Here is a 26204-nt window from a genome sequence, read left to right as displayed (position 1 = left end):
CCGGGAGCCGCTGACCGCCCGGTCGGCGGATCCCTCGTTGCTGTTCGCCGTCTGGATCGTTCACCCACCCGATACGTCCTGCTCGAGGGAGACTGCGATGGGTGACGGTGAGCAATTCGTCGTGGGGCTGGCTCGCCGGCTGGTGACCGGACTCGCCCCGGACGAGCTGAGCGTGTTCGACCTCGTGGCCGCCGAGTTCCTGCGCGATCCCGGCCGGGTGCTCAAGGCCCGCGTCCGGCCCGGCGAGACCCTCGCCCTCGGCATCGACACGATCGTCCTCGAGACGACCACGGTGGCGCTCGCCGTCGGCACCGCGGTCCACCAGTACCTGCTGGACCGGTCCGGCGAGTTCGTGGTCGACCGGACCGTACGGCTGGTCAAGAAGCTGCGGCGGCGCAAGCAGACCGGCGAACTCCCCGAGATTACCCCCGACCTCTGCGAGGGGGCGGTCGACGGCACCCGCCGGCTGATCCTCGACATGACCGGGGACGCCGCCCTCGCCGACCAGTGCGGCGCACTGGTCCGGGTCGCGCTGACGCAGGGGCCCGGCCGTGGCGACACCGGGAGGTGACGCCCCGTCCGGAACGACTCTCCGGCTCGCGCTGGTGGTCGCGCTCGCGTCCACCGCGACCCTCTTCGTGTACTCCCAGGTCGGGGCGGTGTGGCAGGTCACCACGCTCAACCCGAATGCCCGTTGCCAGGTCCGGGCCGGCCTGTACCTCACGAGCACCGGTATCCTCGGCGAGGGCGAGGACCGCTGGTCCGCCTACCACCGATGCCTGGGCACGGCGATGCTGCCGAAGCTCGGCTGGTCGGTCGCCGGGCTGATCCTGCTGGCCCTGGTCGCATCGGCCCTGTACGTCGCAATGCCCCGGTGGCGCGTCCGCCGGTCGCGCCTGCGCGAGCTGCGGCACATCCCAGCCCTCGACGAACGGCTCCGGGCGCCGCTGGCCGACCTGGTGGCCACGGCCGGTCTGCGGCGCTCACCGCGGTTCCTGATCGACCCGGCCAGCCCCCGGGCGGGTGGTCTCGCCTTCGGTACCGGCCGCCGGACGCGAGTGTGCCTGGACGCGGGTCTGGTCGCCCTGCGGGACCGCGACCGCGCCGCCTTCGACGCCGTGGTGCTGCACGAGCTGGCGCACGTCCGGAACAACGACGTGCCCGCCACGTATCTCACTATCGCGGTGTGGCGGGCCTTCCTGATCGTCGGACTGGTCCCGTACATGGTGAGCTGGCTGGACCCGTACCTGCTGTCGCCCGACCCGTGGCGGCCGCCGCCGGTGCCGGAGTTCGACTTCCTGCTGGTCGGGCTGGTGGTCCGGGCGCTGGCGATGGTCGCCGTGGTGTTCCTGGCCCGCAGTGCGGTGCTGCGAAGCCGTGAACGGTACGCGGACGCGGCGGCCGCCGCGTGGACCGGCCGCCCGGACCCATACCGGTCGCTGGCGACCGCGACGGGGGCGAGCCGGTTCCGGCGCTGGGCCACCCACCCCGGCCCGGCCGCCCGCCGGGCCGCGATGCGGCGCCCGCACCTGCTCCTCAAGCCAGGCGTCGGTGAGTACGTGGCCAGCGGGCTGGTGCTGGAACTGGCCTGGTCCACTCTCGTCGACGCGCTCAGCGAGATCGACTGGTATCGCTACGGCAACGCCTCCCACCACATCATGAACGCGGTGTGGGGAACCGCCGTCGGCATCCTGATCGGCACGATCGCGTGGCGCGGGGCCGCCTGTTCGGACGCGTTCCCACGCCGCCGGGGGTTGTTCGCCGCGCCGGGCGCCGGGCTGGCCGTCGGGATCGCCCTCGGCCAGGCGCTGGAACTGCGGCAGACCATGCCCTGGTTGCGGCAGCTGGTGTCCCCGGTGTCCTTGACGTTCCATGCGCTGCTGCTGGCCGGCTGCGTGCTGACCTGCGTCTGGGCGGGCCGCTGCGCCGGGTTGGCCGGCACCCGGATCCGCAGCCGGCGGGGCCTGCTGGTCGGCGCCGGAATCATCGCCGTGAGCATCACCGGGCCGGCGATGATCCATTTCGCGGCGATCAGCAGCCAGGCCTGGACGATGGTGGTGGAGCCCGCGCTCGCGCTGATGGACACCACCGTCCGATCGGCCGGTCGCCCGGCGGTGGACGGGCCCATCGCCAAGTCGCTGCTGGTGCTGTTCCTCTACAACTACCCGCGGGTCGCGACGGGAGCCGGCCTGGTCGCGATCTGGCTGGTGCCGCTGCTGCTGACCCCCGGTTCCGGACGTCGGTGGCGGACCACGGTCCTCGGCGCGGCGGCCGGTGCCGCCGGCTGGGCCGCAGCCGTCGTGGCGCTACGACTGGCAGCCGGCCACCGGGACACACCCGCGTTCCACACCGTCATGGCGGCCCGGGAACTCGCCGCGGCGGTCGTCGTGCAGGTCGTGGTGGCCGTGGTGGTGGCCCGACGGTCGGGCCGGTTGACCGCGGCGGTCACGACCTGGGTCCTCGGCCTGCTCGTGTGCGCCGCCATGTGGGCCATCCACGTGCGGCACGGCCAGTCGGACAGCGTGCTTGCGGCGAGCCCCCTGCAATCGCTGACGCTGACCGGGGCGCTCGCCGTCCTGCTGTCCGTGCCCGTCCGACGCCGCGCCGTCCCGAGACCGGCGGAACGGGCCCGCGGTGGTGTCGCGACGCGGGCACGCCGGTCCTGGGGCCTCGCCGCCGCCGCGCTCCTACTGGCCGCCTCGGCCGGCGGCCTGGTCCACCGGCCGCACGCGCCGGCGGCGGTCGAGCTGGTAACGGCGGCCGCGCCCGCCACGTACGACCCCGACGACGCCACCCTGACCTGGTTCCTCGGCGGCGGGCTCGACCACCTGCTCCGGCTGCAGAACCGGCGGATGCTCGACCCGACGACGGCGTGCGGGCAGTTACGGGCGGCGGTGCGCGAGTCCAGGCAGTTCCCGCCGCCCCCAGTCGATCCGGCCCGGGGCCACTGGTCCGCGCTGCTCGACGCCTGGACCCCGATCGTCAGCGGCTGCCGCCCGGCGACTGCCGACTACCACGCCGTGGATCTCGAGACCAGCCGCTTGATCGCCGAGATGAACCGCCTGCTCGACAGCCTGAACGAACGCTAGAGGCGCCGGGCTCGAAGGGTCAGCGCGACGCCCGGCCCCCAGCGAGTTGGGCGTACGCATGATCAGATTGCCGGGTTGTAGTTCGTTGCCAGCCGTTGCAGAGTCTAAAGCTGCAGGTAAAGGTGTAGTGGCAGCGCTCTGGTCCGGCAGAAGCAATGCGGCAGCATCCTTCGGGAAGCCGCGCCCCGTCTCAGCGCTCTGCTGATGCGGTACTCCCTCTCCGGCACGACATCGGCACCACTCCGTGCAAGAGCGTCCCTGTGCTGCCCGGTGCTGGTGGAAGCTGCGTCGTGTCGCTGCCGCCCGACCAGCGGGCGATGATCTCGAAGTCGGATTCGCCCTCCGAACGAGCGTCGAATGAGACGCGCGTGTCCAACAAGTTGGGAGGTCTCGGGCCAGCGATTGCCCGGCGCCATTCAGGAACGGCGGGTTCAGCGCGGGTGCCATGGTCGCTCCTTCGGATGAAGGATGAGCAGTGACAGGGCCGCCTGGCCGGCGTGGCCGGAAATTCATTACGAGGCCCTGTGGTGATCCTGTGGTGAGAATGTAGAGACTCTGGGCGGGAAGCGTGCGATCCGTCGCCGTGGCCGGGTGTGGGCACTACCGTCGCAGAGTATGCGGGAAGTAGACGTTGTGGTGGTGGGTGCCGGCCTCGCTGGCCTGCATACCGGACGTCTGCTTGCCCAGCGGGGCCTGGAGGTGCTGCTGGTCGAGCGGCGCCGGTCGTTGTCGACGGGCCTTCGTACCACCGGGATCTTTGTACGGCGCACGCTCGACGACTTCGATCTGCCGGAGCATCTACTCGGCCCGGGCGTGCGGGATGTCCTGCTGTACCCGCCCTCACGGCGTGCACCGATCCGGCTTACCAGCGACCGCGACGAGTATCGGGTGGCCGACATGGCGGCCGTCTATCAGCACGCCCTATGCGCGGCGGAGTCGGCCGGCGCCGAGGTCCGCCTGGGAGTGCGGTACGCCGGGGTCGGCAACGGCGTGGTCCGGCTCGAGGGAACCGATCCGGTGGCCGCACGGTTCCTCGTCGGCGCGGACGGTGCCCGCTCCCGCGTGGCCCGCGACCTCGGTCTCGAGCAGAACCGCCGATTCCTGGTCGGAGCCGAGATCGTCCACCCGGTCGCCTCGGGCGCCTCGGAGCCGGCATTTCACTGTGTTCTGGATCCGCGCGTCGCCCCGGGATACCTCGGCTGGGTCATCGACGACGGCCACGCCGCGCATGTCGGCGTCGCCGGATATCCGCGCGCGATGCGCACCGGCGTACGACATCTGCTGGACGCGTTCGCCGCGGATGCACCCGGCCGTGCAACGGCCACCGGCCCGATAGAAAGGCGCGGCGGCCCGATCCCGGTCGGCGGCGTGCTGCGCCGGCTGGCCAGCCCTGGTAACCCGGCCGGACTGCTGATCGGCGACGCGGCCGGCGCGGTCTCGCCGCTGACGGCCGGCGGGCTCGACCCCTGCCTGCGCATGTCCGAACTCGCCGCGTCAGTCATCGTCGAGTATCTGCGCGACGGCGACGAGCACGCGCTGCGCCGCTACGACGGCAGGACGCTGCGAGCCCGGTTCCGCGGCCGGTTGCTGTTGCGGCGCGTGCTGGCCGGCGTTCGCTCGGCAGCCGCGGCCGAGGCGGCGGTGGCCACCCTACGCGGTCGCGCCGGCCGCAAAGCGGCGACCCGAATCCTGTTCGGCGACGGCTCCTTCCCCGACGCACGTTGATCAACACGCAATCAGAGACCAGCCCCCGCCCTACTCCGCCGTCGCACCGAAGCGCGATCGCGGCCGCTTCCAGAAGAAAGTGAGAGTAGCCCCGGACGAACTGGCGCGGCTGAACGCCGATCCGCCATCTTCGACAGCACGGTGATCAAGGCGGGGCGTCGTTCGGGAGCCCGCTGTTGCGCTGTCGCGACCAAGGCTCGTGCATAACTCACGCGCAACTTCGCGTTTCTAGGATGTTGGCCGTCCGGCCGAGCCGGGCGCAACGGTGAGATCGGCGGGGCGGTGTGAATGGTAGATCGCAGGCGAAGCGGTGTCGTGGGTGCCATCAGGCGGTGGGCTGCCGAGGATGGAGGCCACGCCGCGATCACCTGGCTGGCCGATCTCGAAGCGCCCGGTGAGACGACCACCTATGCGCAGATGGACGCGATGGCGGGCGCAGTCGCCGCCGGCGTGCGGGCGCGGACCCGGGAGGGCGACCGGGTGCTGCTCATCCTGCCACCGGGACCGGGTTTCGTGTCCACGTTTCTGGGCTGCCTCTACGCCGGACGGATCCCGGTTCCCGTTTACCCGGCGCTGGACTCGCTGGACGGCCTGGCCGTCATCGAGCGGATCAGCGCCGATTGCACGCCGGCGCTCGCCTGGGTCAGGGACGGCTCCGCCGGCGAGACGGTGGAACGTGTTCTCCGGGTCCCGGCCGCCTGGCTTGCCGCCGGGAATGAGGTGTATCTGCCCGACCGCGAGCTCGACCCGGCGTCGATCGCCTTTCTGCAGTACACCTCGGGCTCCACCGACGATCCGAAGGGCGTCGTGGTAACCCACGGCAACCTCGCCGCCAACATCGCCTCGATCGCCGAGACGTTCCGGCACAACCGCGACGAGGTCATCCTGAGCTGGCTGCCCGCGTACCACGACATGGGATTGATCGGGAACATCCTGCACCCGCTGGTCCTCGGCTCCGGCGCGATCCTGTGCGGACCCACCTCCTTCATCCGACGGCCGCTGTCGTGGCTGACCGCCATCGATCGGCTGGGCGTCACCACCAGCGGGGCGCCGAACTTCGCCTACGACCTCGTCGTGGCGTCCGCCGAGCGCCGCGGCGTTCCGGAGGTCGACCTGAGCCGATGGCGGATCGCCTACAGCGGCGCCGAACCCGTCGTTCCGCACACCATGCGGCGATTCGCCGAGCTTCTCGGCCCGCGAGGCTTCGCTCCGGGTGCGCTGATGCCCTGCTACGGCCTGGCCGAGGCGACACTGCTGGTGTCCTGTTCCGAATTCGGCGCCGGCGTGCGGAGCCGGGCCGCCGCGGACGGCACGACCACGGTCACCTCGGGGCCGCCCCGTGGCTGCGAGGTAATCATCGCGGACGACAGCGGCCGACCGGTGCCCGACGGGCGGATCGGGCTGATCAGGGTCAGCGGGCCGAGCGTCGCCGCTGGGTACTGGGGCCGGCTGGGCGACACCGACTTCGCCGGGCCGGTGCCCGGCCGGGACGGGGTCTGGCTGCACACCGGCGACCTCGGCTATCTCGCCGACGGCCGGCTGCACGTCGCCGGCCGCAGCAAGGACGTGATCATCATTCATGGGCGTAACCACTACCCGCACGACATCGAACGTCTCGCCGGTGAGCACTTCCCGGCGTTCCGCCCCGGTCACGTCGTCGCCCTGCCCGGCGCCCACGGCGCCGGCGTGGTGATCGCCGGTGAGCTCCGGCCCGGAGCCACCCTCACCCGGGAGGACTCCGACCGGATCGCCGGGAGCGTTGCCGATGCCCTCGGTGTCCCGGTGCGCGACGTCGTCGCCGTCCCACGGGGCGGTATCCCCAGGACCACCAGCGGCAAGATCCGGCGCCGGGAGGCACGCCGGCGGTACGAGGCCGGGCAGTACGCGGACCCGGCGGTCCCGGGGGCTGTGACAGTGACCGGCTCGGTCGCCGACCTGGTGACCACGGCCGTCGGACATCCGGTGCCGGCCGGGGAAGCGCTGGTCGACGCCGGTCTCGACTCCCTCAAGGCGGTCTGGTTGTGCGGGGCGCTGAGCAGCCGGGCGGGGATCGAGGTGCCGCTCGGGGACCTCCTGTCCGGGATGACGCTCGACGAGCTGAGCAAGCGCGCCGGCTCCGGCGACCCGCCACCGGAACCTGAACCGTCCCCGCATCGGCTCTCGGCCGCACAGCTGGGTCTGATCTTCCTCGATCAGATGAGCCCGGCCGGCGACGAGTACGTGATCTCCAGCGCGTGGGAGCTCGATCCGGCCTGCGACGCCGCCGCGTTCGCGCGGGCGCTTCGTGAGGCGGTGCTCGCCCAGCCCCAGCTGCGCCTGCGCGTCTCGTACGGCGCCGACGGCATCGACGTGGCGGAGGTTCCCGAGGACGCGCTGCGGGCCGCGGTGGCGATGCCGACGCAGCCCATCGCCGAGGAGCAGCTGGAGGATCATCTCGAGCGGGTCGCCACATCCGCGTTCCCGCTCGCGACCGGCCCGTTGGTGCGGCTCTCTCACTGGCGTACGCCCCGCCGGAGCGTCTATCAGATCGCGGTGCATCACCTCGTGACCGATCTGTGGTCCCTCGGACTACTGTTCGAGGATGTCGCCGCCCGGTACACGGCGTCCCGAAGCCGTTCCGGCGAGCAGCCGCCGTCACCCGCTCCCGATCTCTATCCGCGGTGGATCGCCGACCAGGAGTCCTACCTCGCCTCCGGCGCGGCGCGGGAACGCGACTCGTACCTGGAAGATCTCATCCCGTCCGGCCATGCCCCGCTGGAGCTCCGCACGGACCGCCCTCGCGGGCCCGTCCGCGACGCCCGGGCCGGACAGGTCCGGCTGACGCTGGCCCCCGGCGTGTCCGCCGCGCTCTCCGCCGTGGACCAGGTGGCCCTGCTGGTCGCGCTCTGGGGTGTCTGCCTGCACCGGTACGGCGGGCCGAACCCGGCGCTGGTCGGCACCCCGGTGGCCGGCCGGGTCAGCGGGAGGCACGCGGCGGTGGCGGGTCTGTGCACGAACACGGCGCCGATCGCCGTCTCGGTCGACCCCGGGCAACCGTTGGCCTCGCTGGTGTCCGGGGTGCGGGCCCAATTGCTGGCGGGCGTCAACGCCGGCCAGTACCCGCTGTCCCGTGCCGTACGGGTCCTGCGTCCGTCCCGTACCGCCGGCCGTGCTCCTCTCATCGAGAGCCTGGTCACCGTGCAGGAGAGCCCGATGCCGCAGCTCCCCGCGCTGATGGGGGCCCTCGCCGACGGCGCCTGGATCGACGTCGGCGCACTGCGGTTGCGGCACATCCCGGTACGCGACCGCACCTGCCGTTACGACCTCGACCTGGTGATCACTCCCGGCGCGGCCGGTGGTCACCTGCTGACGCTTGACTACGCGGCGGCGCTGTTCGACACGGCGACCGTCGAGGGGATCCTGCGTACCTATGCCTCGATGGTCGAGGCGGCGGTCGATCCCGCCACGGTGAGCCAGGCCGACGTGTTCGTGCTCTCCGGCGACGATCGCGACCGGTACCGGGCCGCCGCCCGGACGACCGGCCCGGAGCCCGGGTCGACCATCTCGGATCTGATTGTCCGGCACGCGGCCGGTACGCCTCACGCGCCGGCGGTCGTCTCGGAGGCCGGGTCCGTGGACTTCGCCGGGTTCTCCGCCCGGGTCGACCGGCTGGCGGGGGTTCTCGGCCACCTCACCACGGAAAAATCAGGAGACCGGCGGTGAGCCGCTCACCCAGCGCGCAGGCCGGTCTGCTGGTCGAATCCTCACCCGACTTCGCGGTCGCGCTGTTCGCCGCCTGGCGCAGCGGTCTGGGTGTCCTTCCGCTGCCGGTGGAGTTCCCGGACGACCGGCTACGTACGATGGTCCGGGACGCCGCGCCGCTGGTCCTGCTCACCTCGGCCGTCCAGCGCGATCGGGCCGAACGGCTGACGCACGGCCTCGTGACGCGCGTTGTCGACGTGGCCGCCGGGCCTGGGACGTCGCCGGCGCCCGTCGCGGGGCCGGCCGACCACATCGCCTTCACCGTGTACACCTCGGGCTCGACCGGCCGGCCGAAGGGCGTGGCGATCCGCCAGAGCCAGGTGGCGGATCTGCTCGCCTGGGAGACCGAGGCGTGGCGGCTCGGGCCGTGGGTGCGGATGGCCCAGACGCTCTCCTTGGGCTTCGACTTCGGGTTGCAGGAGCTGTTCAGCTCCATCCCCTGTGGTGGTTGCCTGGTCATACCGGCCGCGGCCGATCGTCGCAACGCCGTGGCCTACGCCGGCTTTCTCCGCCGCGAGCGGGTGACGGTGCTGTTCACGACCCCTTCGTACGCCGATGAACTGGCCGCGACCCGCCTGCCGCTGCCCGACCTGCGCCTGGTCCTGATCGGCGGCGAGGTCCTGCGCTGGCCGACGGTCGCGGCCCTGGAAGCGATCGTCGGCCCGGACTGCCGCCTGATCAACGGGTACGGACCGACCGAGGCCACGGTCAACTGCCTCGCCTACGAGATTCCGCGACGCCGTCCGGGACGGGCCGGCGGTTCCGACATCGTGCCGGCCGGCCGGGCATCCGGACCGGCCCGGATCCACCTTCTCGACGAGTACGGGTTGCCGGCGCCGGCCGGCGCCGTCGGGCGGATCTCGATCGGCGGTCCCGGCGTCGCCGACGGATACCTGCACCGGCCGGACCTCACCGCTGAGCGCTTCGTCCCGGGGCCGCCGGACTCCCCGCAGACCGTCTACCGCAGCGGCGACCTGGCCTACCTGGACGCCGACGGGCAGTTCGTGGTGATCGGCCGTGACGATCGCCAGGTCAAGCTGCGCGGGTACCGCATGGAGCAGGGTGAGATCGAATGGGCACTGCGGCAGACGCCCGGGGTGGTCTCGGCGGCGGTCCGGGTCGTGGGCCGGCCGGCCCGGCTCGTCGCGCTGATCAGCGGTGCGGTCGAGGTGCGGGACGTGCTCGACGATCTGGCCCGGCGGCTGCCCGGCCCCCTGCTGCCGGACCACGTTCTCGTCCTCGGCCAGCTGCCCCTCACCGCGAACGGCAAGCTCGACGATGTGGCGATCCAGAAGCTGGCCGAAAGCGCCGGTGATCAGGCGCTTCCTTCCACCGATCTGTCGACCGCGGAGATCGAGGACGTCATCTGCCGCCTCTGGCGCGATGTGCTCGACCTGACCGTGATCGATCCGGCCCGCAACGTCTTCGACCAGGGCGCGCACTCCCTCGCGGCAACGCTCGCCCACAGCCGCCTGCAGGCTTGGCTGGGGCTGCGGTTCCCGGTCAGTGACCTATTCGAGTACCCGTGCCCGCGCGAGCTGGCCGGTCGGCTGCGCGAATACCGGCGAACCGCCGGGCAGCCTGACGCCGAGCCCGCTTCCGGGGGACGGTCCACACGATCCCGGTAAGATCGGACCGCTCGCTCCCGGGTTGACCGCCGCCGGCCCGAGCCGGGCCGCGGCACGATTTCATAGGAGAACCAGATGAATGACATCGCGGTAAGAGCATGGTAGAGGCTGCTCAGAGCTCCGGCCTCCAGCAGGGCACGGAGCTGGACCTCGGTGAGGGCGGGACCCTGGTCGTCCATCATGTACCGGACCATGTGGGTCACCCGGTCCTCGAGGTCGAGGAACTACGCCACAACAAGGGCAACGCCGCTACCTTCGGGATCTGGCGGGTCCGGGGAGCGACCGGCACGGCGGTGCTGAAGATCTACAAGCCACCCGCCGACGGCTACCAGGGATACTGGCCCACCAGCGACGACCCGGCACACTGGAACTATTGGCGGCGCGAATCGCTGGCGTACGCGGAAGGGCTGCCGGGCACGGTCTACGCCGACGGCGGCGTCACCGGTCCGCCGTTCCTGGAGACCCACACCCGCGCCGACGGGCTCGTCGAGCTGTGGCTGGAGTACGTGCCGGGCCCCGAGGGCTTCAGCTGGACGCCGGAACGCCTCGCGCGTTTCGCCCGCGAGCTCGGCGCCGGCCAGGCCCGTTGGGCGGGGCGGGTCCCGGAGCTGCCGTGGCTGTCGAAGGGCTGGCTCGGGCAGTACCTCACGGAAGGCCCGCCATTGTCGGTCACCATCGCGGACTCCGACTGGGATCACCCGGGCATCACGCCGTGGCCCGAGCCGGTGCGCCAGCGGCTGAGGCAGCTGTGGGCGGAACGGGATCGACTGTCCATGGTGGCCCGGTCGGGCGAGCGCACGCTGTGCCATCTCGATGTCTGGCCGGCCAACCTGATCGAGGTCGACGGACGGTCGGTGCTGGTCGACTGGGCCTTCGTGGGTGAGGGCGCACTCGGTGAGGACATCTCAAATCTCATCCTGGACAGCTTCACCGACGGTCTCATGGCGCCCGAGCTGCTGCCGGAGCTAGCGGAGAGCACGATCGCCGGATACCTCGAGGGCCTGCGCGACGGCGGCTGGTCCGGCGACGAGGATGGCGTCCGCCGGGCCATCGCGGCGTGCGGGGCGGCGAAGTACAGCTGGTATGGGCCGGCCGTGCTCGGCCGGGCGGTGGCCAACGACGTCGGCTCGTCCAATTACAGCAAGGATGGTTCCGCCGACGCGGCTGTGCGCCGTGTGACCGGAATGGTCACGCTGATCAGCGACTGGGCCGCGGCCGCCACGGCCTGACGGGGTGCCGGTGGTACGGCGGCCGGCCGGCGCCGTACCACCACGACTCCCCTACGGCCGGGCTCGCGGGATGACCTGGTTGATCCGGCGTGCGGTCGCGAGGTCCGGGGCACAGACGAACGGCAGCGCGTTGTCTCCGGTGATGTCCACCGAGGCGCCGTCCGCGGTGATCGCCACACCCCCGGCCTCATGATGCAGCAACAGACCGGCGGCATGGTCCCACGGGTCCTCCCAGACACACACCATCGCGTCCCGGCGCCCGGCGGCCATCGCGGCGTACTCGAGCCCGGCGGTGGTGATGTAGGAGAGCGCCGCGCCGTGCGAGATGAGCGCGTCGTGACCCGGGCGGTTCGGCTCGTCCCACCACCGGGGCCGTGACGTCACGACGTCGAGACCCCGCAAGCGTCCGCCGGCCGGGCGCACCGTGAGCCGGCGGCCCCCGGAGAACGCCCCGCCACCCCGGATCGCGGTCGCCATCACTCCGGACACCGGCTCGTACGTCCATGAGGCGAGCGGCTCACCGTCCTTCGCCAGGGCCACGAGCACCGCGAACCGAGGATCGCCACCGACGAAGTTGTGCGTACCGTCGATGGGGTCGATGATCCAGACCGGGTCCCCTCCGCCCAGGGCGCCGAGCAGTGCTGGATCACCGGCGACAGCCTCCTCCCCCACCACGACGGATCCGGGGAGCAGCGCGGTCAGCCGGGTCGTCAGCACCGCCTCGGCGGCGCGATCGGCCGTGGTCACCAGATCACCGGGCGCCTTTTCCTGGACGTCCCCGGTCGTGAGGGCGCCGAAGCGCGGCAGAATCTCGTTCCGGGCCGTCTCGGCGACGACCCCGCAGACGGCGTCGGAGAGCTCCGGCGAGACGATTTCGGCATCGAGACGGGCCATCGAACCTCCTCAGGTCAGTACGCCCTCACCAGTGCTCACGCAGAACTCGTTGCCCTCCGGGTCGGCCAGCACCCACCATTGACTCTCCTCGGTCAACGGGGTGATCACCGTCGCTCCCAGAGCCAGGATCGTGTCCACGTCGGCGAGGATGTCGAAGTGCAGCCGGTTCTTGACGGTCTTGGGCTCCGGCACGCGGTTGATCCAGATGAGCGGACCCTCGCCGGACGGGTCCTCGATGGACCCCAGCCATTTGCCCTTCATCTCGTGCGCGGTGCCCAGCTTGCGGCGGTACCCGAGCACCTCGCACCACCAGTCGGCAAGCTTCTGCTCGTCGATGGCGTCCAGGCAAATGCCCCTGATCGTACCGGCCATCTCCACTCCATTCGTCGGTCGCGGTCTCCGTCCATCGAGACCTGGGCAATGACGTTAGGAGCGCCGGGTTCCGGTGCAGTTATGCGAACGCCACACCGGCCGACTGCCGGCGTACCTCGTTGAGCAGTCGCAGCGAGCGTCGCACCTCGTCGTCCGCCACCCCGAAGTCCACCAGACCGGCCACCTCGTCGACGCCGATCCTCGCGAGACCGCGCACCATCTCGGTCGCGTCGTCCACCGTGCCGAACAGGCCGCTGGTGGAGAAGTAGCGATCGAACGAACGCGCGATCAGGAACTCCTTGTCCCGCTCCGGCAGGGTGCGCGGGTCGAACCCGGCCGGGAGCCCGGCCCCCTTGGTGTCCACCACGAGGTCGATCGAGCCGCGCAGGTAGGCGTACATCGGCTCACGCACCAGCTCACGCACCTGGTCGCGGTCGGCGCCGATCAGGGTGTGCAGCATCAGGACGACGTGGCCGCCGGTGCCGTTGGCCGCGGATTCCTCGCGGTAGGCGGCGATCTTGACAGCCAGGTCGTCCAGGTCCTGGCCCAGCAGATGGGTGAGCACGCCGGCCCGGGCCCGGCCGGCGGCGCGGAAGGTCTCCAGCGATCCGGCGCTGGTGATCCACACGGGCAGTTCGGGCCGCACCGGCGCGGGATGGATGCGGACCGGCCGTTGCACCCCGGCGCCGTCGGGGAAGGCGACGTCGTCGCCCCGCCAGAGGCGTCGCACGGTCTCCACCGTCTCCATCATGACGGCGCGGCGATCCGGGTAGTTCTGCGGACGCAGCACAAAGTCGGTCGCGTGCCAGCCCGAGGCGAAGGAGATGCCGGCCCGGCCCTGCGAGAGATTGTCCACAACGGACCACTCCTCGGCGATCCGAGCCGGATGGTGAAGCGGCGCCACGACACTGCCGGCCCGGATGTCCAGTCGCTCGGTGATCGCGGCCAGCGCCGCGCCGGTGACCGCGGCGTTCGGATAGAGGCCACCGAAGGGATGGAAGTGCCGTTCCGGCGTCCAGACAGCGGTGAAGTCGTGCGCGTCGGCGAACCTCGCGCTGTCCAGCAGCAGGCGGTACCGGTCGTCGCCGGAGGTCCGGCTGTCGGCGAAGAAAAACAGGCTGAAGTCCATCGTCACCCTCCTTGGCTTCCCGTATCAACGCGATCGCGCGGCTCTTGTCAGGCCGTCGCCGGGCCGGATACTCTCGGCTCGCTTCCTCCGGGTACACCGGCGGCCGGTCCGGCTGCTCAGTCGTGATGGGAGTCTCATGACAATTGATTCCGCGGGCGATCTGGTGGTACTGCTCGAATTCTCGGCCTCCGATCCGTCGCAGAGCATCTCCAACGCCCTCGCCACCTCTCTCCCCCGGCCCACCCTGGATCTAGACCTCATCGGTGCCGGCTACGGTCGTGAGACGAGTCTCGAGCGGCGGGCGAAGCTTCTGGCCGACGACGTCGCGGCGGCGGGGGAAACCGGCGTGGTGCTCGCGGCCTCGTGCGCCGCGAGCGCGATGCTCATCCCGGCGGCCACCCGGATCGCGCGGCGTGGCACGCGGGTCCGCCTGGCGGCCGTCGACCCCGTCCCGGTGACCACCGGGCACATCCGGCACACGCTCGCGACGATCGCCGGCACCCTGGGCATCGGCGGCGCCGGGCCGGCCGTGGAAGACCTCGACCTCGGCGGTACGGACGAGGCGGTACTCGCCCGGATCGAGGCGCTGCTGGGCGACTGGGTGGAGGTGTTCCTGCGGGAGGCCGCCATGGACCCCGAGGACCAGGAGCTGATCCGCTCAGACCTGCTCGACCGATACCTGCGCTGGCACTCGTTCCTGATCGCGGCCCGCGACGTCCCCGCCCAGGATCCCGCCTGCCGTGTCGAGGTCTTCCTCACCGATCCGTCCTCCGATCCCGCGGCGCTGTTCGCGTCCCGGCCGTCCGTGCGGCGGCACCGGTACCCCCACCGCGACACCGCCGCGCTGGAGCGCGCCGACCTACTCGACGACCTGCGGACGACGCTGATCTCGGGCAGCCTGCGCCCGGCCGGTTAGGCGGCGGTTACACGCCGGCGCGGGGCGTGCCCGGGCCTCAGGGTTCGCCGAGGATACGGACCACCTCCCGGACCACGTCGCGCTCGGACTCGGCGGTGAGGAAGAAGTGTCGGCCGGTGAACATCGTCGTCGTGACCGGCAGTTCGCTCCATCGGTGCCACTGCTCGAGGTCACCCCGCGGGATGTCGTCCTGCTCGCCGCCGAACACCGACATCCGGCACGGCAGCGCCGGTCCGGTCGGGCGCACACCGGAACAGATGCTCAGATCCGCCCGGAGGGCCGGCAGGACGATCGCGCGGATCTCCTCGTTACGCAGCAGGTCGAGGTCGGTCCCGCCGATCCGCGCCAGCCAGTCGATCAGCTCGTCGTCGGACGCTCCCGGGGTGAACGAGGGCCGGAACAGGTGTGGCGGGCGGGTTCCGCTCAGGAACAGGCGCCGGGGCGGCCGCATTCCGGCGGCGATGCGCGCACCGGCCACGGCGAAAGCCAGGTGCGCTCCCATGCTGTGACCGAGAAGCGCGTACGGGCGATCGGCGCAGCTGTCGATCACGGTGACCAGCGCGTCGACCGCCGCGCCGAAATCTCGCAGGACCGGCTCGGACAGCCGGCTCTCGCGTCCGGGCATCCGCACCAGCGCGACGTCGATGTCCTCCGGCAGCAGGTTCGGCCAGCGGCGGAACATCATGGCCCCGCTGGCCGCCGCGTGAAGACAGATCAGGGTGAGTCCGGCTCGCGGGCGGGGTCGCGGCCGGACGATCCAGGCCGGCTGGTTCAGCCCGGCGGCGACGGCCGGGCCACTCAGGTTCGTCATGGGCGCGATCCGCCGTCGGCGGCGGACTCCACCGGCTCAGAACGGTGCCGCGGCCGGTCGGCCGGACCCGGCCCGAACAGGTGCCGGGCGCGCGCCTGCGCCTCCGGGAACCCGCTGCCGGTCCCGGTTCCGCCCGGCGCCACGACGGCGCCGCCCCATCGCATGTCGAGGTACTCAGCCGAGCGGCGCAACGTTTCCAGCAGCGGACCGGCACTCGACTCGTCCCGCCCGCCGAACGCGGTGATCGCCCACATCACCTTGCCGCGCATCCGCGGCCGGAATCCGATCGCCGGGGCTTGCATCCAGAGACCCCAGTAGTCCAGGTACAACTTCACGCTCGCCGAGACGCTGTACCAGTAGAGGGGCGACACCACGACCAGATCCGTCGCCCGTAGCGTGGCATCGAGCAGCACCCGCTCGTGACCCTCGGGTGTGCGATCGAGCGAGCCGCCGGCGGGCACGGCATCGTGAAACGCGGGCAGCGGCGACTCGTGCAATGGCTTCCAATCCTGCGCGGTGCCTGGCGGCAGGCTCGCCGCCGCCGCCCGGGCCAGCGTCTCGCTGCTGCCGCCGGACCGGGCGCTGCCCATGACGAACAGATACCGCCTCGGCGCGTCCGGCATCAGCGCTCTCCCATGCCGGCCATCGCCGCGGGAGCCGGCTCGGCGAGCGCGCGCCGGTCGGTCTTGCCGTTCGCGTTCTGCGGCAGCCGATCCAGCACGGTCGCGCGGCCGGGCAGCATGTAATCGGGGACCAGGCGGGCCAGCGCGGAGCGCAGCCGGCCCAGAACGGGTTCCTCAGCCCGGCTGTCGCCGGTCGGCACGACGTAGACGGCGATCATCGGTTCGCCGCGCGGGGACCGCGTGAGCGCCGCCGCGCCGTCGCGAACCCACGGGATCTGGCGCAGCGCGCTGTCGATCTCGCCGAGCTCGATGCGATGGCCCCGCACTTTGACCTGATCGTCGGCGCGCCCGAGATAGTGAAGGACGCCGGCCGGGGTACGGAACCCGAGGTCACCGGTCCGATACCAACGGCCGGGGCCGGCGTCAAGGTCGAGGAAGCGCTCGGCGGTGAGTGCCGCGTTGCCCAGGTATCCGGGCGACAACTGCGGGCCGCCGATGACGAGCTCACCGGTCTCGCCCGGCGCCACCGGGCGTAGATCGTCGCCGAGCACCAGGACGGAGCTGCTCCGGTACGGACGGCCGATCGGGGTGGCGGCTGCCGCGTCACGCAGATCATCCGCGGTGAGGGCATGGAAGGTGTTGTACACCGTCGTCTCGGTGATGCCGTACACATTGATCCACGCCGGAGGCGGGCCGGGCACCGCGGCGTTCCACGTCTGGATGGCGCGGTGATTGATCGGCTCACCGCAGAAGATCACGCTGCGTGGTCTCAGGCCGATCCCCTGCGCCCGGATGGCGTCGGCCAGGTGGCCGAAGACACTCGGCACCATGTGCAGCCGCGTCGGCCGGTACCGGGCAAGCGTTTCGGCGAGCCGCGCCGGGCTGGCCACGGTCGGACCGTCCAGGACGATGAGCGTCGCCCCGGTGGCGATCGCGGCCCACATCTCCCACACGCTGACGTCGAAGCCGTAGCCGTGGATCAGGGGCCACACCTCGTCATCGCCGTACGAGAACAGGCCGAGCGCGTCACCCAGCAGGGTCAACAGGCTCGCGTGGGTGATCGGAACGCCCTTGGGTACACCGGAGGACCCGGAGGTGAACATGACGTACGCGACCGCGTCGAGGTGCACCTCCACGGGGGCCGGCGGGACGACCGTCCGCCCGGCCGCGGAGCGGATGTCGTCGAGGTCCACGAGCATCGTGGTGACCGGCACGTCCCGCAGGGCGGTTTCACCGGCGGCGTCGCAGAGCACGACCTCAAGTCCCGCGGATCCGGCGATGTGCCGCAGCCGGGTCAGTGGCTGACGGATGTCCAGCGGCACATAGGCGCACCCCGCCCGCATGACCGCCGCGGAGAGGACAAGAGGGAGGGCTCCGTGTTCCACCCCGATGCCGACGAGATCACCGGGCCGGAGCCCGCCGGCGCGAAGGTCGGCGGCGAGGCCGCGGACACCCACGTCCAGGTCACGGTAGGTCATCGTCAGCCCGGAACCGGTCAGGGCCACCCGGCCGGGATGCCGGCCCGCAGCGGCGCTCAGCACCTCAGGAAGCGAACGCGTCGTCTCCACCTGATCTCTCCCTCCATCTGACACGATTCCGGCCGATGGGATCACGCCGCGGTAACGCGCCGGTTCGTCGTAACCGCCGGGCAACCCCGGTGCGCCAGCGTCTGCGATGTGAAGGCGCAACTGGCGGCCGGGCCGCACATGGTGGACGCGGCCGACCTCGCGGACCCACATCTGCACGCCCGGTACGACCTCGATCCCGTCTGGGACGAGCTGCGGACGCGGAGCGGCATCCTGTGGCATCCGCCAAAGAGCCGGGACACCGGATTCTGGGTTATGACCCGGCACAGTGATGTCTCGGCCGTGTACCGGGATCCGGCTACGTTCAGCTCCGCCGGCGGCAACGTGCTCGACGTGATGCTGGACGGCGGGGACTCGGCGGGCGGCCGGATGGTGTCGGTATCGGACGGGCAGTACCACGCCGAGGTCCGCCGGGTGCTGATGAAGGGGTTCACTCCCGAGGCGCTAGCGGCCACCGGCCGGCGTGTCGAGGCCGCGGTGCGCGGCCTCGTCGCCGACGCGCTGGAGCGGCCGCGCTGCGACTTCGCCCGCGACGTCGCGGCCGCGATCCCGTTGCAGGCCATCTGTGACCTGCTCGGGGTGTCCGAGGCCGACCAGCGGTTCATCCTCGAGCACACGTCCTCGTCGGTCGGCTCGGAGAGCCCGACGGCGACCGCGGTGGACGCCTGGCGGGCCAAGAACGAGATTCTCTTCTACTTCGCCCAGCTGGCCGAGCAGCGGCGGGCCGTGCCGGTCGACGACGTCGTGACGATGCTGGTCCAGGCGGACATCCGCGGCCGCCGGCTCGCCTCAGACGAGATCATCTTCAACTGCTACAGCCTGATCCTCGGCGGCGACGAGACCACCCGGCTCGGCATCGTCGGCGCCGCCCTCGCCTTCGCCCAGCACGAGGACGCCCTGTCCGAGCTGCGCAGCGGACGCGTGAGCATCGACGACGCCGTCGAGGAGATCCTGCGGTGGACGACCCCCTCGATGCACCAGGCGCGGATCGCGCGGGCCGACGTCGACTGGCGCGGCGAGCGCATCCGCGAGGGCGACATCGTCACCCTGTGGAACGTCGCCGCCAACCGCGACGCGAGCGTCTTCGACCGGCCCGGCGAGTTCCGGATCGGGCGCACCGGCAACCGCCATCTCACCTTCGCGGCCGGCACCCATTACTGCCTCGGGGCGCACCTGGCCCGGCTGGAGATCGCGGCCACGCTCCGTACGCTGCGCGACATGGTCGCCCGGGTCGAGCTGCTGGACGTACCCAGCCCGGTGTTCTCCAACTTCCTGGGCGGCTACAGCCGCCTACCCGTGCGCCTGCACCCGTACCGGCAGTGAGGTCGGACCGAGCATGAAGTTGGAGCGCAGCCGGCGCGACGGGCCGGCCGGTGTGAACCGCAACCGCCGGGCGATGAGCTCCTCCAGCATGATCCGGATCTCCAGCCAGGCGGCGTTCAGCCCGATGCACCGGTGCGGCCCGCTACCGAACGCCAGATGCCGGTTGAGAGTGCGCCCGACATCGAACACCTCGGGCCGGGCGAACGCGTCTTCGTCGAAGTTCGCCGACACGTTCCATAGCGTGACAGCCTGACCGGCGGCGATCTGCTGTCCTCCGATCCGCAGGTCGGTCAGGGCTGTGCGCTGCACGTACGCGTTGGTGGAGGTCCATCGGAAGATCTCGTGCAGCGCGGTGTCGACCAGTCCCGGATCGGCGAGGAGGCGGTCGAACTCGGCCGGATGGGCCATGAACGTCTCGACCGCGGCCGCGGCGGTGAACGGCGTAGTCTCGTCACCGCCGACGGCCACGTTCAGGCAGTTGTAGAGAATCTCCCGGTCCGTCATCGGCCGCCCGTTGAGCCGCGCCCCGACCAGGATGCTGACCAGGTCAGCGCCGGGCCGGCGGCGGCGCTCGGCCATCAGCGCGCTCATCATGTCGAAGATCTCGACCTGGGCCGCGACCAGGGCGAGACCGCTGCCGTCCTCAGGTACGTAGTACGGGTCCCGGTGACCGATCATGCGTCGGGTGAGCGTCAGCAGGTGCGTCGCCTCGTCCCGGCCCAGGCCGAACATGGCTGCCAGCAGGCCCCGGGGCAGCTCCAGCGCGACCTCGGCGAAGTCGGCCCGGCCGGCCTCATGGGCCTGGTCGAGCGCGGCCGCCAGGTACCGGCGGACCACCTCCCCGGCACGTTCGAGCAGGCCGGGGAGGAAAGCACGGTGCACCTGCCGGCGCATGAGACGGTGCCGGGGCGAGTCCGACGCGATGAGCATCTGGCCGCCCGCCGAGTCGGCCTGACGCCGGTAGGAGCCACCGAGTACGGTTCCGTAGCGCGAGGAGAGCCGGGCGGCGTCGTTGTACGCGGCGGCCACGTCGTCGTACCGCGTCAGGGCCCAGAAGCCGCCGCCGTCACCGCTCTCGTTCCAGTACACCGGGGAGTCGCGCCGCAGCCGGGCGAACACGGCGTGGATGTCACCGCCGGTGAAGAGGTCGAGATCCGTCAGGTCGATACCGAGCGCCGGGGTGAGGGTCACCGCACGGCCCCTTCCAGGCAGGAGTCCAGCATCGTGGCCTGATCGGTCAGCACGCTGTTCTCGAAGAGGGCCTCGGGCGCGACCAGCACACCGAAGTCACGCTGGATCGCCATGCGCAGCCGGACGGCGAGGATCGAGTGACCACCGAGCGCGAAGAAGTCGTCGCCGGCGCCGATCGCCTCCCGCGCCAGCAGGTCCTCCCACGCGTCGACCAGCCACTTCTCGGTCTCGGTCCGGGGCGGCCGGAAGTCGCTGCGGGCCGCCGCCCGTTCCTCGAGCATCTCCCGCAGGCGGGCGCCGTCGCGCTTTCCGTGCGCGTCGACCGGGATCTGCTCGATCACCGCGAACTCGGACGGCACCAGGTAGGCCGGGACGCGAGCGGCCAGCGTGGCGCGGAGCTCACGCAACAGCAGACCCGATTCACCGGCGACGACGAACGCCACCAGCCGTCGGCCGGCGGACGGGCCGGTCGCCACGACGACCGCGGCCCGCACACCGTCGAGCCCGCAGAGCAGCCGCTCGATCTCGGCCGGCTCGACCCGGTGCCCGCTGACCTTGACCTGGCCGTCAGCACGGCCGAGGAACCGCAGTGCGCCGTCCTCGGCGTACGCCACCCGGTCCCCGGTGGCGTACATCCGGCTGCCGTCGCCGGCGAACGGATCGGCGACGAACGCGCCCGCGGTGAGACCCGGCTGCCGGAAGTAGCCTCGCCCGACCCCGGCGCCCGCGACGTAGAGCTGGCCCGTGCCGTCCCGCGGAACGGGGCGCAGCCGGTCGTCGAGGACGTGGAGCCGCGTGCCGGCCAGCGGGAACCCGATGGGTACCGAGTCGGCGTCGTGCCCGTGCTCCCCCACGGGGTAACCGGAGCAGGCCACCGCGCACTCCGTGGGGCCGTACAGGTTGTAGAGGGCGCCGGTGTAGCCGCCGGCCCGCAGCTCCCGGGTGGTCGCCGGTAGCAGCACATCGCCGCCCGAGCAGAGCAGCCGCAGCGACGAGAACGCCTCCCGGTCATGGAGCACGACCTGGTTCAGGACGGTGGCCGGCGCGAGCATCGCGGTGATGCGCCGCCGGCGCAGCTCGCGTTGCATGTCCCGCTCGATCAGCTCGGCCATCGCCGGGATCACCACGATCTCCGCCCCCGTCGCGACGGCGCGCCACACCTCGAAGGTGAAGGTGTCGAACGAGACGCTGGCCGCCTGGCCGACCCGATCGCCCGGACCGAGCGGAGGGATGGCGGGATCCATGGCGAACGCCGCCATCTGCCGGTGTTCCAGGACGACACCCTTGGGCGTGCCGGTGGATCCGGAAGTGAACAGGAGACACGCGGCGTCGGCCGGCTCGGCGGCCGGGGGCTCGACGGCCGGCCGGTCGTCGCCGGTGGCGCTGTCCCACTCCAGGACCGGCAGGCCGAGGCCGTCGAGTCGTCGCGACCATCCCGGAGCGGTGATGACCAGGTCCAGCTCAGCGTCGCTCAGCAGCTGGGTACGCCGCGCGGCCGGATACTGATCGTCCACCGGCACGTACGCCGCACCGGCGAGCACCACGCCCATCACCGCCACGATCAGCTCGCTCGAACGAGGCATCTGGATGCCGATCCGCCGGTCCCGCTGCGGTCCGTCCGCGCTCAGCCGGGCGGCCAGCGACAGGCCACGACGAAGCAGCTCGGCGTAGGTCAACGCCTGGCTGCCGCAGCTGACCGCCGGTGCCGCGGCATGCCGGCGGGCAGCGTCACGCAAGAGTCCGTCGAGGGTCTGCGGGACTTCCCCGCTGAGGCTCGCGGTCATGTCCGCTCCTGACGTTCGGTGGCTGTGTCCAGGCATTCGGCGAGGACGTTCATCAGTGCCCGCGGCGCGCGGACGAAGGTGAGCTTGTCGCCGTCGATCGTGTGGTGGTCGACCCGGCCGTAGGGCTCCCAGGCCGTCATCTCGGCCGGGGCGACATCGGGGTCCCGGCTCCAGCCGATGGCGGTGATGGGGCACCCGGGCGGTTCGGCCCGCGCCGGCGCGTACCGGAAGCACATGTCGAGGTCGCGGCGCAGGACGCGGACCGCCAGCGGCAGCAGCTCCGGGTCGATACCGGTGTGGCTCTGGGCGCGAGCCACCCGCCGCATCTCGTCGGCCAGGTCCGCGTCGGTCATCGAGGGGTGATAGATGCCCTCCGCGCCCGGGGCGGGCGGCCGGTACCGCTGGTCCGGATGCAGATGCGGGGGCAGTGAAGACGACACGATAAGGCGCGACGGTCCGGGCACCGCAAGGCCGCGCAGGGCGACCGCCAGCCGGTGGGCGAGCAACGCGCCCATGCAGTGCCCGAACAGGGCGTACGGCTTGTCGAGGTACGGCGTGAGGCCCTCCGCGGCCGCGACGGCGAAATCGGCGAAATCGGCGAACGGCTCCTCGCGGATGCGGTTCTCCCGGCCCGGCAGCTGAACCCGGCACAGCTCCACCGATCCGACCCGTTGGGGCCACTGACGCAGCAGCCCGGCGCCGGTGCCGGCGAAGGGCAGGCAGAAGACGCGCGCCGCGGCGTCGTCCCGCGGTTGCTGCACAAGCCATCGGTTCGGTTGCGGCATGCGATTCCCGGCCCTCTCAGTTGCCGTCGAGATATGCGCACAGGCGGCGCAGCGTCGGGTGCTCGAACACGGTCACCATCGGGACCGGGCGCCCCAGGTGGGCACGCAGCCGGGCCGCCATCCGGATCGCCAGAACGGACTGGCCGCCGATGTCGAAGAAGTCCGTGTCCGGTCCGACCCGTTCCACACCCAGCAGGTCGCACCAGATGGCTCCGACCGACCGCTCAGTGGCCGTCATCTCCGCGCCGGCCGGTGCGGCCGGCTGGCCGGGCCTGTTCCGCAAGGCGGCCAGCGCCTCCCGATCGACCTTCCCGTTGATCGTGAGCGGCATGCGATCGACCGGCACGAAGACCGAGGGGATCATGTACGCGGGAAGAATGCGGCCCGCCGCCGCACGGAGCCGGTCGGCGCCGAGGCCGGCGCCCTGGTAATAGGCCACCAGGGCCGCTTCCCCGGCGGCGTCCGGTTCCAGCCGTACGATCACGCGACCGACCCCTGGGCACCGCTCCAGCACCGCCTCGACCTCGCCCGTCTCGATCCGGTACCCGCGCAGCTTGACCTGACCGTCGTCGCGTCCCACGTACTCCAGCCGCCCGCCGACGCGGCGCACCATGTCCCCGGTCCGGTACATCCGAGCGCCGCCACCGTCCACCGACGCCACGAATCGCTCGGCCGTCAGCCCCGGACGGGCGCGATAACCGCGGCCCAGGCTGGGTCCGGCGACGTACAGTTCACCGTCGTCGGCCGGGCACAGCTCCTCGTCGAGCACATGCAGGACGGTGTCGCCGAGACCGGCGCCGAGATGGGGCGGTCCCCCGGTGCTGATGGGCGCCGCCGTCACCTCGACGGTGCACTCCGTGGGTCCGTAGAGGTTCACGGCCGACACCGTGCCGCCCTCCGCGAGAACAACGAGCCGTTTCCACAGCGCCTCGCCGATCGGCTCGCCGCCGATCAGCAGCCGCAGCGGCCGGCCGAGCTCGGCGGCCTCGAGCCGGTCCAGGAACGTCGTCAGATGTGAGGGGCTGACATCCAGTTCGCCGATCCCGGCCTCGTCGATCAGCCGCATGATCGCCTCCGGGTCGGTCCTGGTCCGCTCGTCGAGCAGCACCACCGTGTCCCCGCGGAACAGGCGCAGCCACTGTTGGACCGAAGCGTCGAACGACACGCTGGCGTTCCAGCCCACCACGAGGGCCGGCGGGTCCGAGTAGACGTCCGCCTCCAACGTCTCCAGCAGCGCCTCCAGCGAGCGGCAGGTGATCTCGACGCCCTTGGGCCGGCCGGTGGATCCGGACGTGTAGATGACGTACGCCAGCTCGCCGGGCGGGCACACCCGCGAAGCGACCTTCGCCGCCCCGGTGACCTCCGCGACCGTGGAGACGTCCACGCCCGGCGGCGCCGGCCGGGCCCGCGGGGTGCCGGTCAGCACCAGCCGCGCACCGCTGTCCCGCACCATGTGGTCGAGGCGTTCCGGGGGAAGCGCCGGGTCCAGCGGCACGTAGGCGGCGCCCGCCCGGAGCACGCCGAGAAGTGCCACCACCAGGTTGATGTCCCGTTCCAGGTGCAGGCCGACCAGGGCACCCGAGCCGAGGCCCCGGGCCAGCAGGTTCGCCGCGACCCGGGCCGAGGCGTCCTCGAGTTCGGCGAACGTCAGCGACCCGGACTGGGCGATCAGGGCCGTGCGCTCCGGCGCCCGGGCCACCGCCTGCTCGAAGCGGGCACAGAGGCGCACGGGCGCCGGGGCCGCGTTCACAACGCGAATCTCGCGGCGGCCATGTCCAGCGCGGCGACCCCGGACGCGAAGTCGGCCTCGAGGGCACGTAGTTCCTCCGGCGGGGCTCCCCGGTCACGGCGGCTCATGATCTTCTGGCTGATCCGCAACAGGGGTTTCAGCTGTTCGGTGTTCAGGCCCTTGCCCTGTAGATAGGGCAGCGACCAGAAATCGAAGTCGTACAACGGCAGCCAGATCGACTCGGTGACCTGGTCGAACATGACGTCGGTCTGCGCCGCCGCCTCCGCCGAGGTCATCGTGGAGTGTGACCAGCTGTATCCCTCGCCCCTGATGCCGTACAACTCGGTGTTGAGGTACACCGGCGACCGGGGGTTGGCCCACCAGGCCTGTGCGCGCCAGAAGTCGGGCGCGGTCTCGTTGAGGAAGTCGATGGTGTTGCGGACGGTCCGCTCGGTCTCCGTCGGAAAGCCCACCAGCACCGAGGCGAACGTCGTGATCCCGCGTTCCTTGAGCCGCCGGATGCCGGTGCGGTACTGGTCGTCCTGGGCCTTCTTCTGCATCGATCGCAGCACCGTGTCGTCACCGGACTCGATGCCCAGGAACACCCCCCGGCATCCGCTCGCCGCGGCGAGGTCGAACGCCTCCTCGTCCCGCGCGTTGGAGCATCGGAAGTAGGAGTACCAGTTGAGGTCGAACTTCTCGTCGATCATCATCTGGCAGAGCTGCTTGAACCGTTTCGGGGGCACGTTGAACGTGTCGTCGACGAAGACGACGTTGCGCACCCCGATCTCGGTCAGTTGCCGCAGCTCCCGCATCACGGTGCCGATCGAGGCCGACGTCAGGGCGCCGGCCCGGGACGGGTAGTCGCAGAAGCTGCATTTGAAGGCGCAGCTGCGAGCCGTACGCATCTGGGCGGTCGGCCCGATGGACCTCGGATCGAAGCCGGCCCAGTCGATGGAGCACGCGTCCATGTCGTTGTTCTCTGGCCGCCGCCGGCTGATCTCCCAGCGGCCGCCGGGACACCGGATCAGATTGTCCACGGCGTTCAGGTCGCCACCGGACCGGACCGCCTGGCACAGCGCGACGAGCGCGCCCTCGCCCTGCGACTCCTGGACGTACGAGTCGGCGCCGATCGCCGAGAGGAAGTCCCCGGCCTGCTCGGTGACGCCGTCCCGGCACAGATTGTCGATCAGGGGCCCGCCGACCACGATGTGGCTGCCCGGCGAATGGGCCCGGACGAGTTCGACGATCGGCAGGACGGGCAGGATGTTCACATAGAACGTGGTCGTCACGGCCACCACGGCCGGACCGGTGGCCAGCAGCTCGATCAGCCGGTCCTGCTCGGCGTCGAACAGCGACACCGAATCGGCGCGGAGGCCGTGCCGCCGGAGGTTGCTGCAGAGGTAGAGGGAGGCCAGGTTGTACACCTCGCCGACGTGGTACCTGTCCCGGCGACCGCTCGTCCTGGCCCGGAGCACGCTGAACGCGTCCATCCAGCTCATCGGAGCACCGTCCACCACCATGTGCTCCTTGCGGTAGATCTGCATCTCCGGCGAGTCGGCGCCAGCCCGCTCGCACATGAGGCGGTAGTCGTCGAAGTCGCCGCTGTTGTAGCCGATCACCACGCAGTCGAGTGCAACCATCAGGGC

19 protein-coding genes are annotated in these 26204 nt (G+C 71.5%); 8 read left to right on the top strand and 11 right to left on the bottom strand.

Annotation, left to right across the window (positions count from 1 at the left end; translation table 11 throughout):
• Positions 1–97 precede the first annotated feature (97 nt).
• The 6 genes from ACGFIO_RS40895 to ACGFIO_RS40870 all read left to right on the top strand — a co-directional run bounded on the left by ACGFIO_RS40895 (position 98) and on the right by ACGFIO_RS40870 (position 11412).
• The gene (locus ACGFIO_RS40895; RefSeq protein ID WP_392835790.1) at positions 98–571 is read left to right on the top strand and encodes a hypothetical protein; all 474 of its coding nucleotides are present in this window, start codon (positions 98–100) and stop codon (positions 569–571) included.
• Complete coding sequence (locus ACGFIO_RS40890; protein WP_392835788.1) at positions 552–3089, top strand: M48 family metalloprotease; 2538 nt, start codon at positions 552–554, stop codon at positions 3087–3089. The genes ACGFIO_RS40895 and ACGFIO_RS40890 overlap by 20 nt, the downstream gene beginning before the upstream one ends.
• A gap of 615 nt (positions 3090–3704) precedes the next feature.
• Positions 3705–4814 (top strand): NAD(P)/FAD-dependent oxidoreductase, encoded by a 1110-nt coding sequence (locus ACGFIO_RS40885; RefSeq protein ID WP_392835787.1) that lies wholly within the window; start codon positions 3705–3707, stop codon positions 4812–4814.
• 315 nt (positions 4815–5129) lie between these two features.
• Positions 5130–8516, top strand: a complete 3387-nt coding sequence (locus ACGFIO_RS40880) for an AMP-binding protein (protein ID WP_392835785.1) — start codon at positions 5130–5132, stop codon at positions 8514–8516.
• Positions 8513–10183, top strand: a complete 1671-nt coding sequence (locus ACGFIO_RS40875) for an AMP-binding protein (RefSeq protein WP_392835782.1) — start codon at positions 8513–8515, stop codon at positions 10181–10183. The genes ACGFIO_RS40880 and ACGFIO_RS40875 overlap by 4 nt, the downstream gene beginning before the upstream one ends.
• A gap of 98 nt (positions 10184–10281) precedes the next feature.
• Positions 10282–11412, top strand: a complete 1131-nt coding sequence (locus ACGFIO_RS40870) for a phosphotransferase (protein WP_392835781.1) — start codon at positions 10282–10284, stop codon at positions 11410–11412.
• Between the two features lie 51 nt (positions 11413–11463).
• On the opposite strand, the gene ACGFIO_RS40865 is transcribed toward ACGFIO_RS40870, so the two are convergent.
• The 3 genes from ACGFIO_RS40865 to ACGFIO_RS40855 all read right to left on the bottom strand — a co-directional run bounded on the left by ACGFIO_RS40865 (position 11464) and on the right by ACGFIO_RS40855 (position 13807).
• A complete protein-coding gene (locus ACGFIO_RS40865) occupies positions 11464–12306 on the bottom strand; it encodes an inositol monophosphatase family protein (protein WP_392835779.1) in 843 nt (280 codons plus the stop codon).
• A 9-nt stretch (positions 12307–12315) separates the two neighbouring features.
• Positions 12316–12678 (bottom strand): VOC family protein, encoded by a 363-nt coding sequence (locus tag ACGFIO_RS40860; RefSeq protein ID WP_392835777.1) that lies wholly within the window; start codon positions 12676–12678, stop codon positions 12316–12318.
• A 79-nt stretch (positions 12679–12757) separates the two neighbouring features.
• On the bottom strand, positions 12758–13807 hold the full coding sequence (locus ACGFIO_RS40855; RefSeq protein ID WP_392835774.1) for a MupA/Atu3671 family FMN-dependent luciferase-like monooxygenase: 1050 nt from the start codon (positions 13805–13807) through the stop codon (positions 12758–12760).
• A 136-nt stretch (positions 13808–13943) separates the two neighbouring features.
• Here ACGFIO_RS40855 and ACGFIO_RS40850 point away from each other — a divergent pair, with 136 nt between their 5' ends.
• A complete protein-coding gene (locus ACGFIO_RS40850) occupies positions 13944–14723 on the top strand; it encodes a hypothetical protein (protein WP_392835772.1) in 780 nt (259 codons plus the stop codon).
• 37 nt (positions 14724–14760) lie between these two features.
• On the opposite strand, the gene ACGFIO_RS40845 is transcribed toward ACGFIO_RS40850, so the two are convergent.
• From ACGFIO_RS40845 to ACGFIO_RS40835, 3 genes are read right to left on the bottom strand one after another with little or no spacing between them, the layout of a single operon-like run.
• A complete protein-coding gene (locus ACGFIO_RS40845) occupies positions 14761–15534 on the bottom strand; it encodes a thioesterase II family protein (protein ID WP_392835771.1) in 774 nt (257 codons plus the stop codon).
• Positions 15531–16157 carry a flavodoxin family protein gene (locus ACGFIO_RS40840; protein ID WP_392835768.1) on the bottom strand — a complete coding sequence of 209 codons (627 nt, stop codon included), beginning with the start codon at positions 16155–16157 and terminating at the stop codon, positions 15531–15533. Before ACGFIO_RS40840 ends, ACGFIO_RS40845 begins: the two co-directional genes overlap by 4 nt.
• Positions 16157–17725 (bottom strand): amino acid adenylation domain-containing protein, encoded by a 1569-nt coding sequence (locus tag ACGFIO_RS40835; RefSeq protein WP_392835766.1) that lies wholly within the window; start codon positions 17723–17725, stop codon positions 16157–16159. Before ACGFIO_RS40835 ends, ACGFIO_RS40840 begins: the two co-directional genes overlap by 1 nt.
• A gap of 108 nt (positions 17726–17833) precedes the next feature.
• Here ACGFIO_RS40835 and ACGFIO_RS40830 point away from each other — a divergent pair, with 108 nt between their 5' ends.
• Complete coding sequence (locus ACGFIO_RS40830) at positions 17834–19066, top strand: cytochrome P450 (RefSeq protein WP_392835764.1); 1233 nt, start codon at positions 17834–17836, stop codon at positions 19064–19066.
• On the opposite strand, the gene ACGFIO_RS40825 is transcribed toward ACGFIO_RS40830, so the two are convergent.
• The 5 genes from ACGFIO_RS40825 to ACGFIO_RS40805 are packed head-to-tail and all read right to left on the bottom strand — an operon-like array spanning position 19034 to position 26198.
• Positions 19034–20257, bottom strand: a complete 1224-nt coding sequence (locus ACGFIO_RS40825; protein ID WP_392835762.1) for a cytochrome P450 — start codon at positions 20255–20257, stop codon at positions 19034–19036. The genes ACGFIO_RS40830 and ACGFIO_RS40825 overlap by 33 nt on opposite strands.
• The gene (locus tag ACGFIO_RS40820; RefSeq protein WP_392835761.1) at positions 20254–22041 is read right to left on the bottom strand and encodes an amino acid adenylation domain-containing protein; all 1788 of its coding nucleotides are present in this window, start codon (positions 22039–22041) and stop codon (positions 20254–20256) included. Before ACGFIO_RS40820 ends, ACGFIO_RS40825 begins: the two co-directional genes overlap by 4 nt.
• On the bottom strand, positions 22038–22802 hold the full coding sequence (locus ACGFIO_RS40815; protein ID WP_392835758.1) for a thioesterase II family protein: 765 nt from the start codon (positions 22800–22802) through the stop codon (positions 22038–22040). Before ACGFIO_RS40815 ends, ACGFIO_RS40820 begins: the two co-directional genes overlap by 4 nt.
• Before the next feature lie 40 nt (positions 22803–22842).
• Positions 22843–24576: an amino acid adenylation domain-containing protein gene (locus ACGFIO_RS40810; RefSeq protein ID WP_392835756.1), complete on the bottom strand. Its 1734-nt coding sequence runs from the start codon at positions 24574–24576 to the stop codon at positions 22843–22845.
• Positions 24573–26198: a PhpK family radical SAM P-methyltransferase gene (locus ACGFIO_RS40805; protein ID WP_392835754.1), complete on the bottom strand. Its 1626-nt coding sequence runs from the start codon at positions 26196–26198 to the stop codon at positions 24573–24575. Before ACGFIO_RS40805 ends, ACGFIO_RS40810 begins: the two co-directional genes overlap by 4 nt.
• Positions 26199–26204 lie beyond the last annotated feature (6 nt).

Origin of the sequence: Actinoplanes sp. NPDC049265, from assembly GCF_043197135.1 — a bacterium.
Classification (GTDB): domain Bacteria; phylum Actinomycetota; class Actinomycetes; order Mycobacteriales; family Micromonosporaceae; genus Actinoplanes.
This window is presented reverse-complemented; position numbering and strand designations above follow the sequence as displayed.

Coding starts and splice junctions, on each gene's coding strand:
- ACGFIO_RS40895 (WP_392835790.1), top strand. CDS start 98: ATGGGTGACGGTGAGCAATTCGTCGTGGGGCTGGCTCGCCGGCTGGTG.
- ACGFIO_RS40885 (WP_392835787.1), top strand. CDS start 3,705: ATGCGGGAAGTAGACGTTGTGGTGGTGGGTGCCGGCCTCGCTGGCCTG.
- ACGFIO_RS40870 (WP_392835781.1), top strand. CDS start 10,282: ATGGTAGAGGCTGCTCAGAGCTCCGGCCTCCAGCAGGGCACGGAGCTG.
- ACGFIO_RS40865 (WP_392835779.1), bottom strand. CDS start 12,306: ATGGCCCGTCTCGATGCCGAAATCGTCTCGCCGGAGCTCTCCGACGCC.
- ACGFIO_RS40860 (WP_392835777.1), bottom strand. CDS start 12,678: ATGGCCGGTACGATCAGGGGCATTTGCCTGGACGCCATCGACGAGCAG.
- ACGFIO_RS40855 (WP_392835774.1), bottom strand. CDS start 13,807: ATGGACTTCAGCCTGTTTTTCTTCGCCGACAGCCGGACCTCCGGCGAC.
- ACGFIO_RS40850 (WP_392835772.1), top strand. CDS start 13,944: ATGACAATTGATTCCGCGGGCGATCTGGTGGTACTGCTCGAATTCTCG.
- ACGFIO_RS40845 (WP_392835771.1), bottom strand. CDS start 15,534: ATGACGAACCTGAGTGGCCCGGCCGTCGCCGCCGGGCTGAACCAGCCG.
- ACGFIO_RS40840 (WP_392835768.1), bottom strand. CDS start 16,157: ATGCCGGACGCGCCGAGGCGGTATCTGTTCGTCATGGGCAGCGCCCGG.
- ACGFIO_RS40820 (WP_392835761.1), bottom strand. CDS start 22,041: ATGACCGCGAGCCTCAGCGGGGAAGTCCCGCAGACCCTCGACGGACTC.
- ACGFIO_RS40805 (WP_392835754.1), bottom strand. CDS start 26,198: ATGGTTGCACTCGACTGCGTGGTGATCGGCTACAACAGCGGCGACTTC.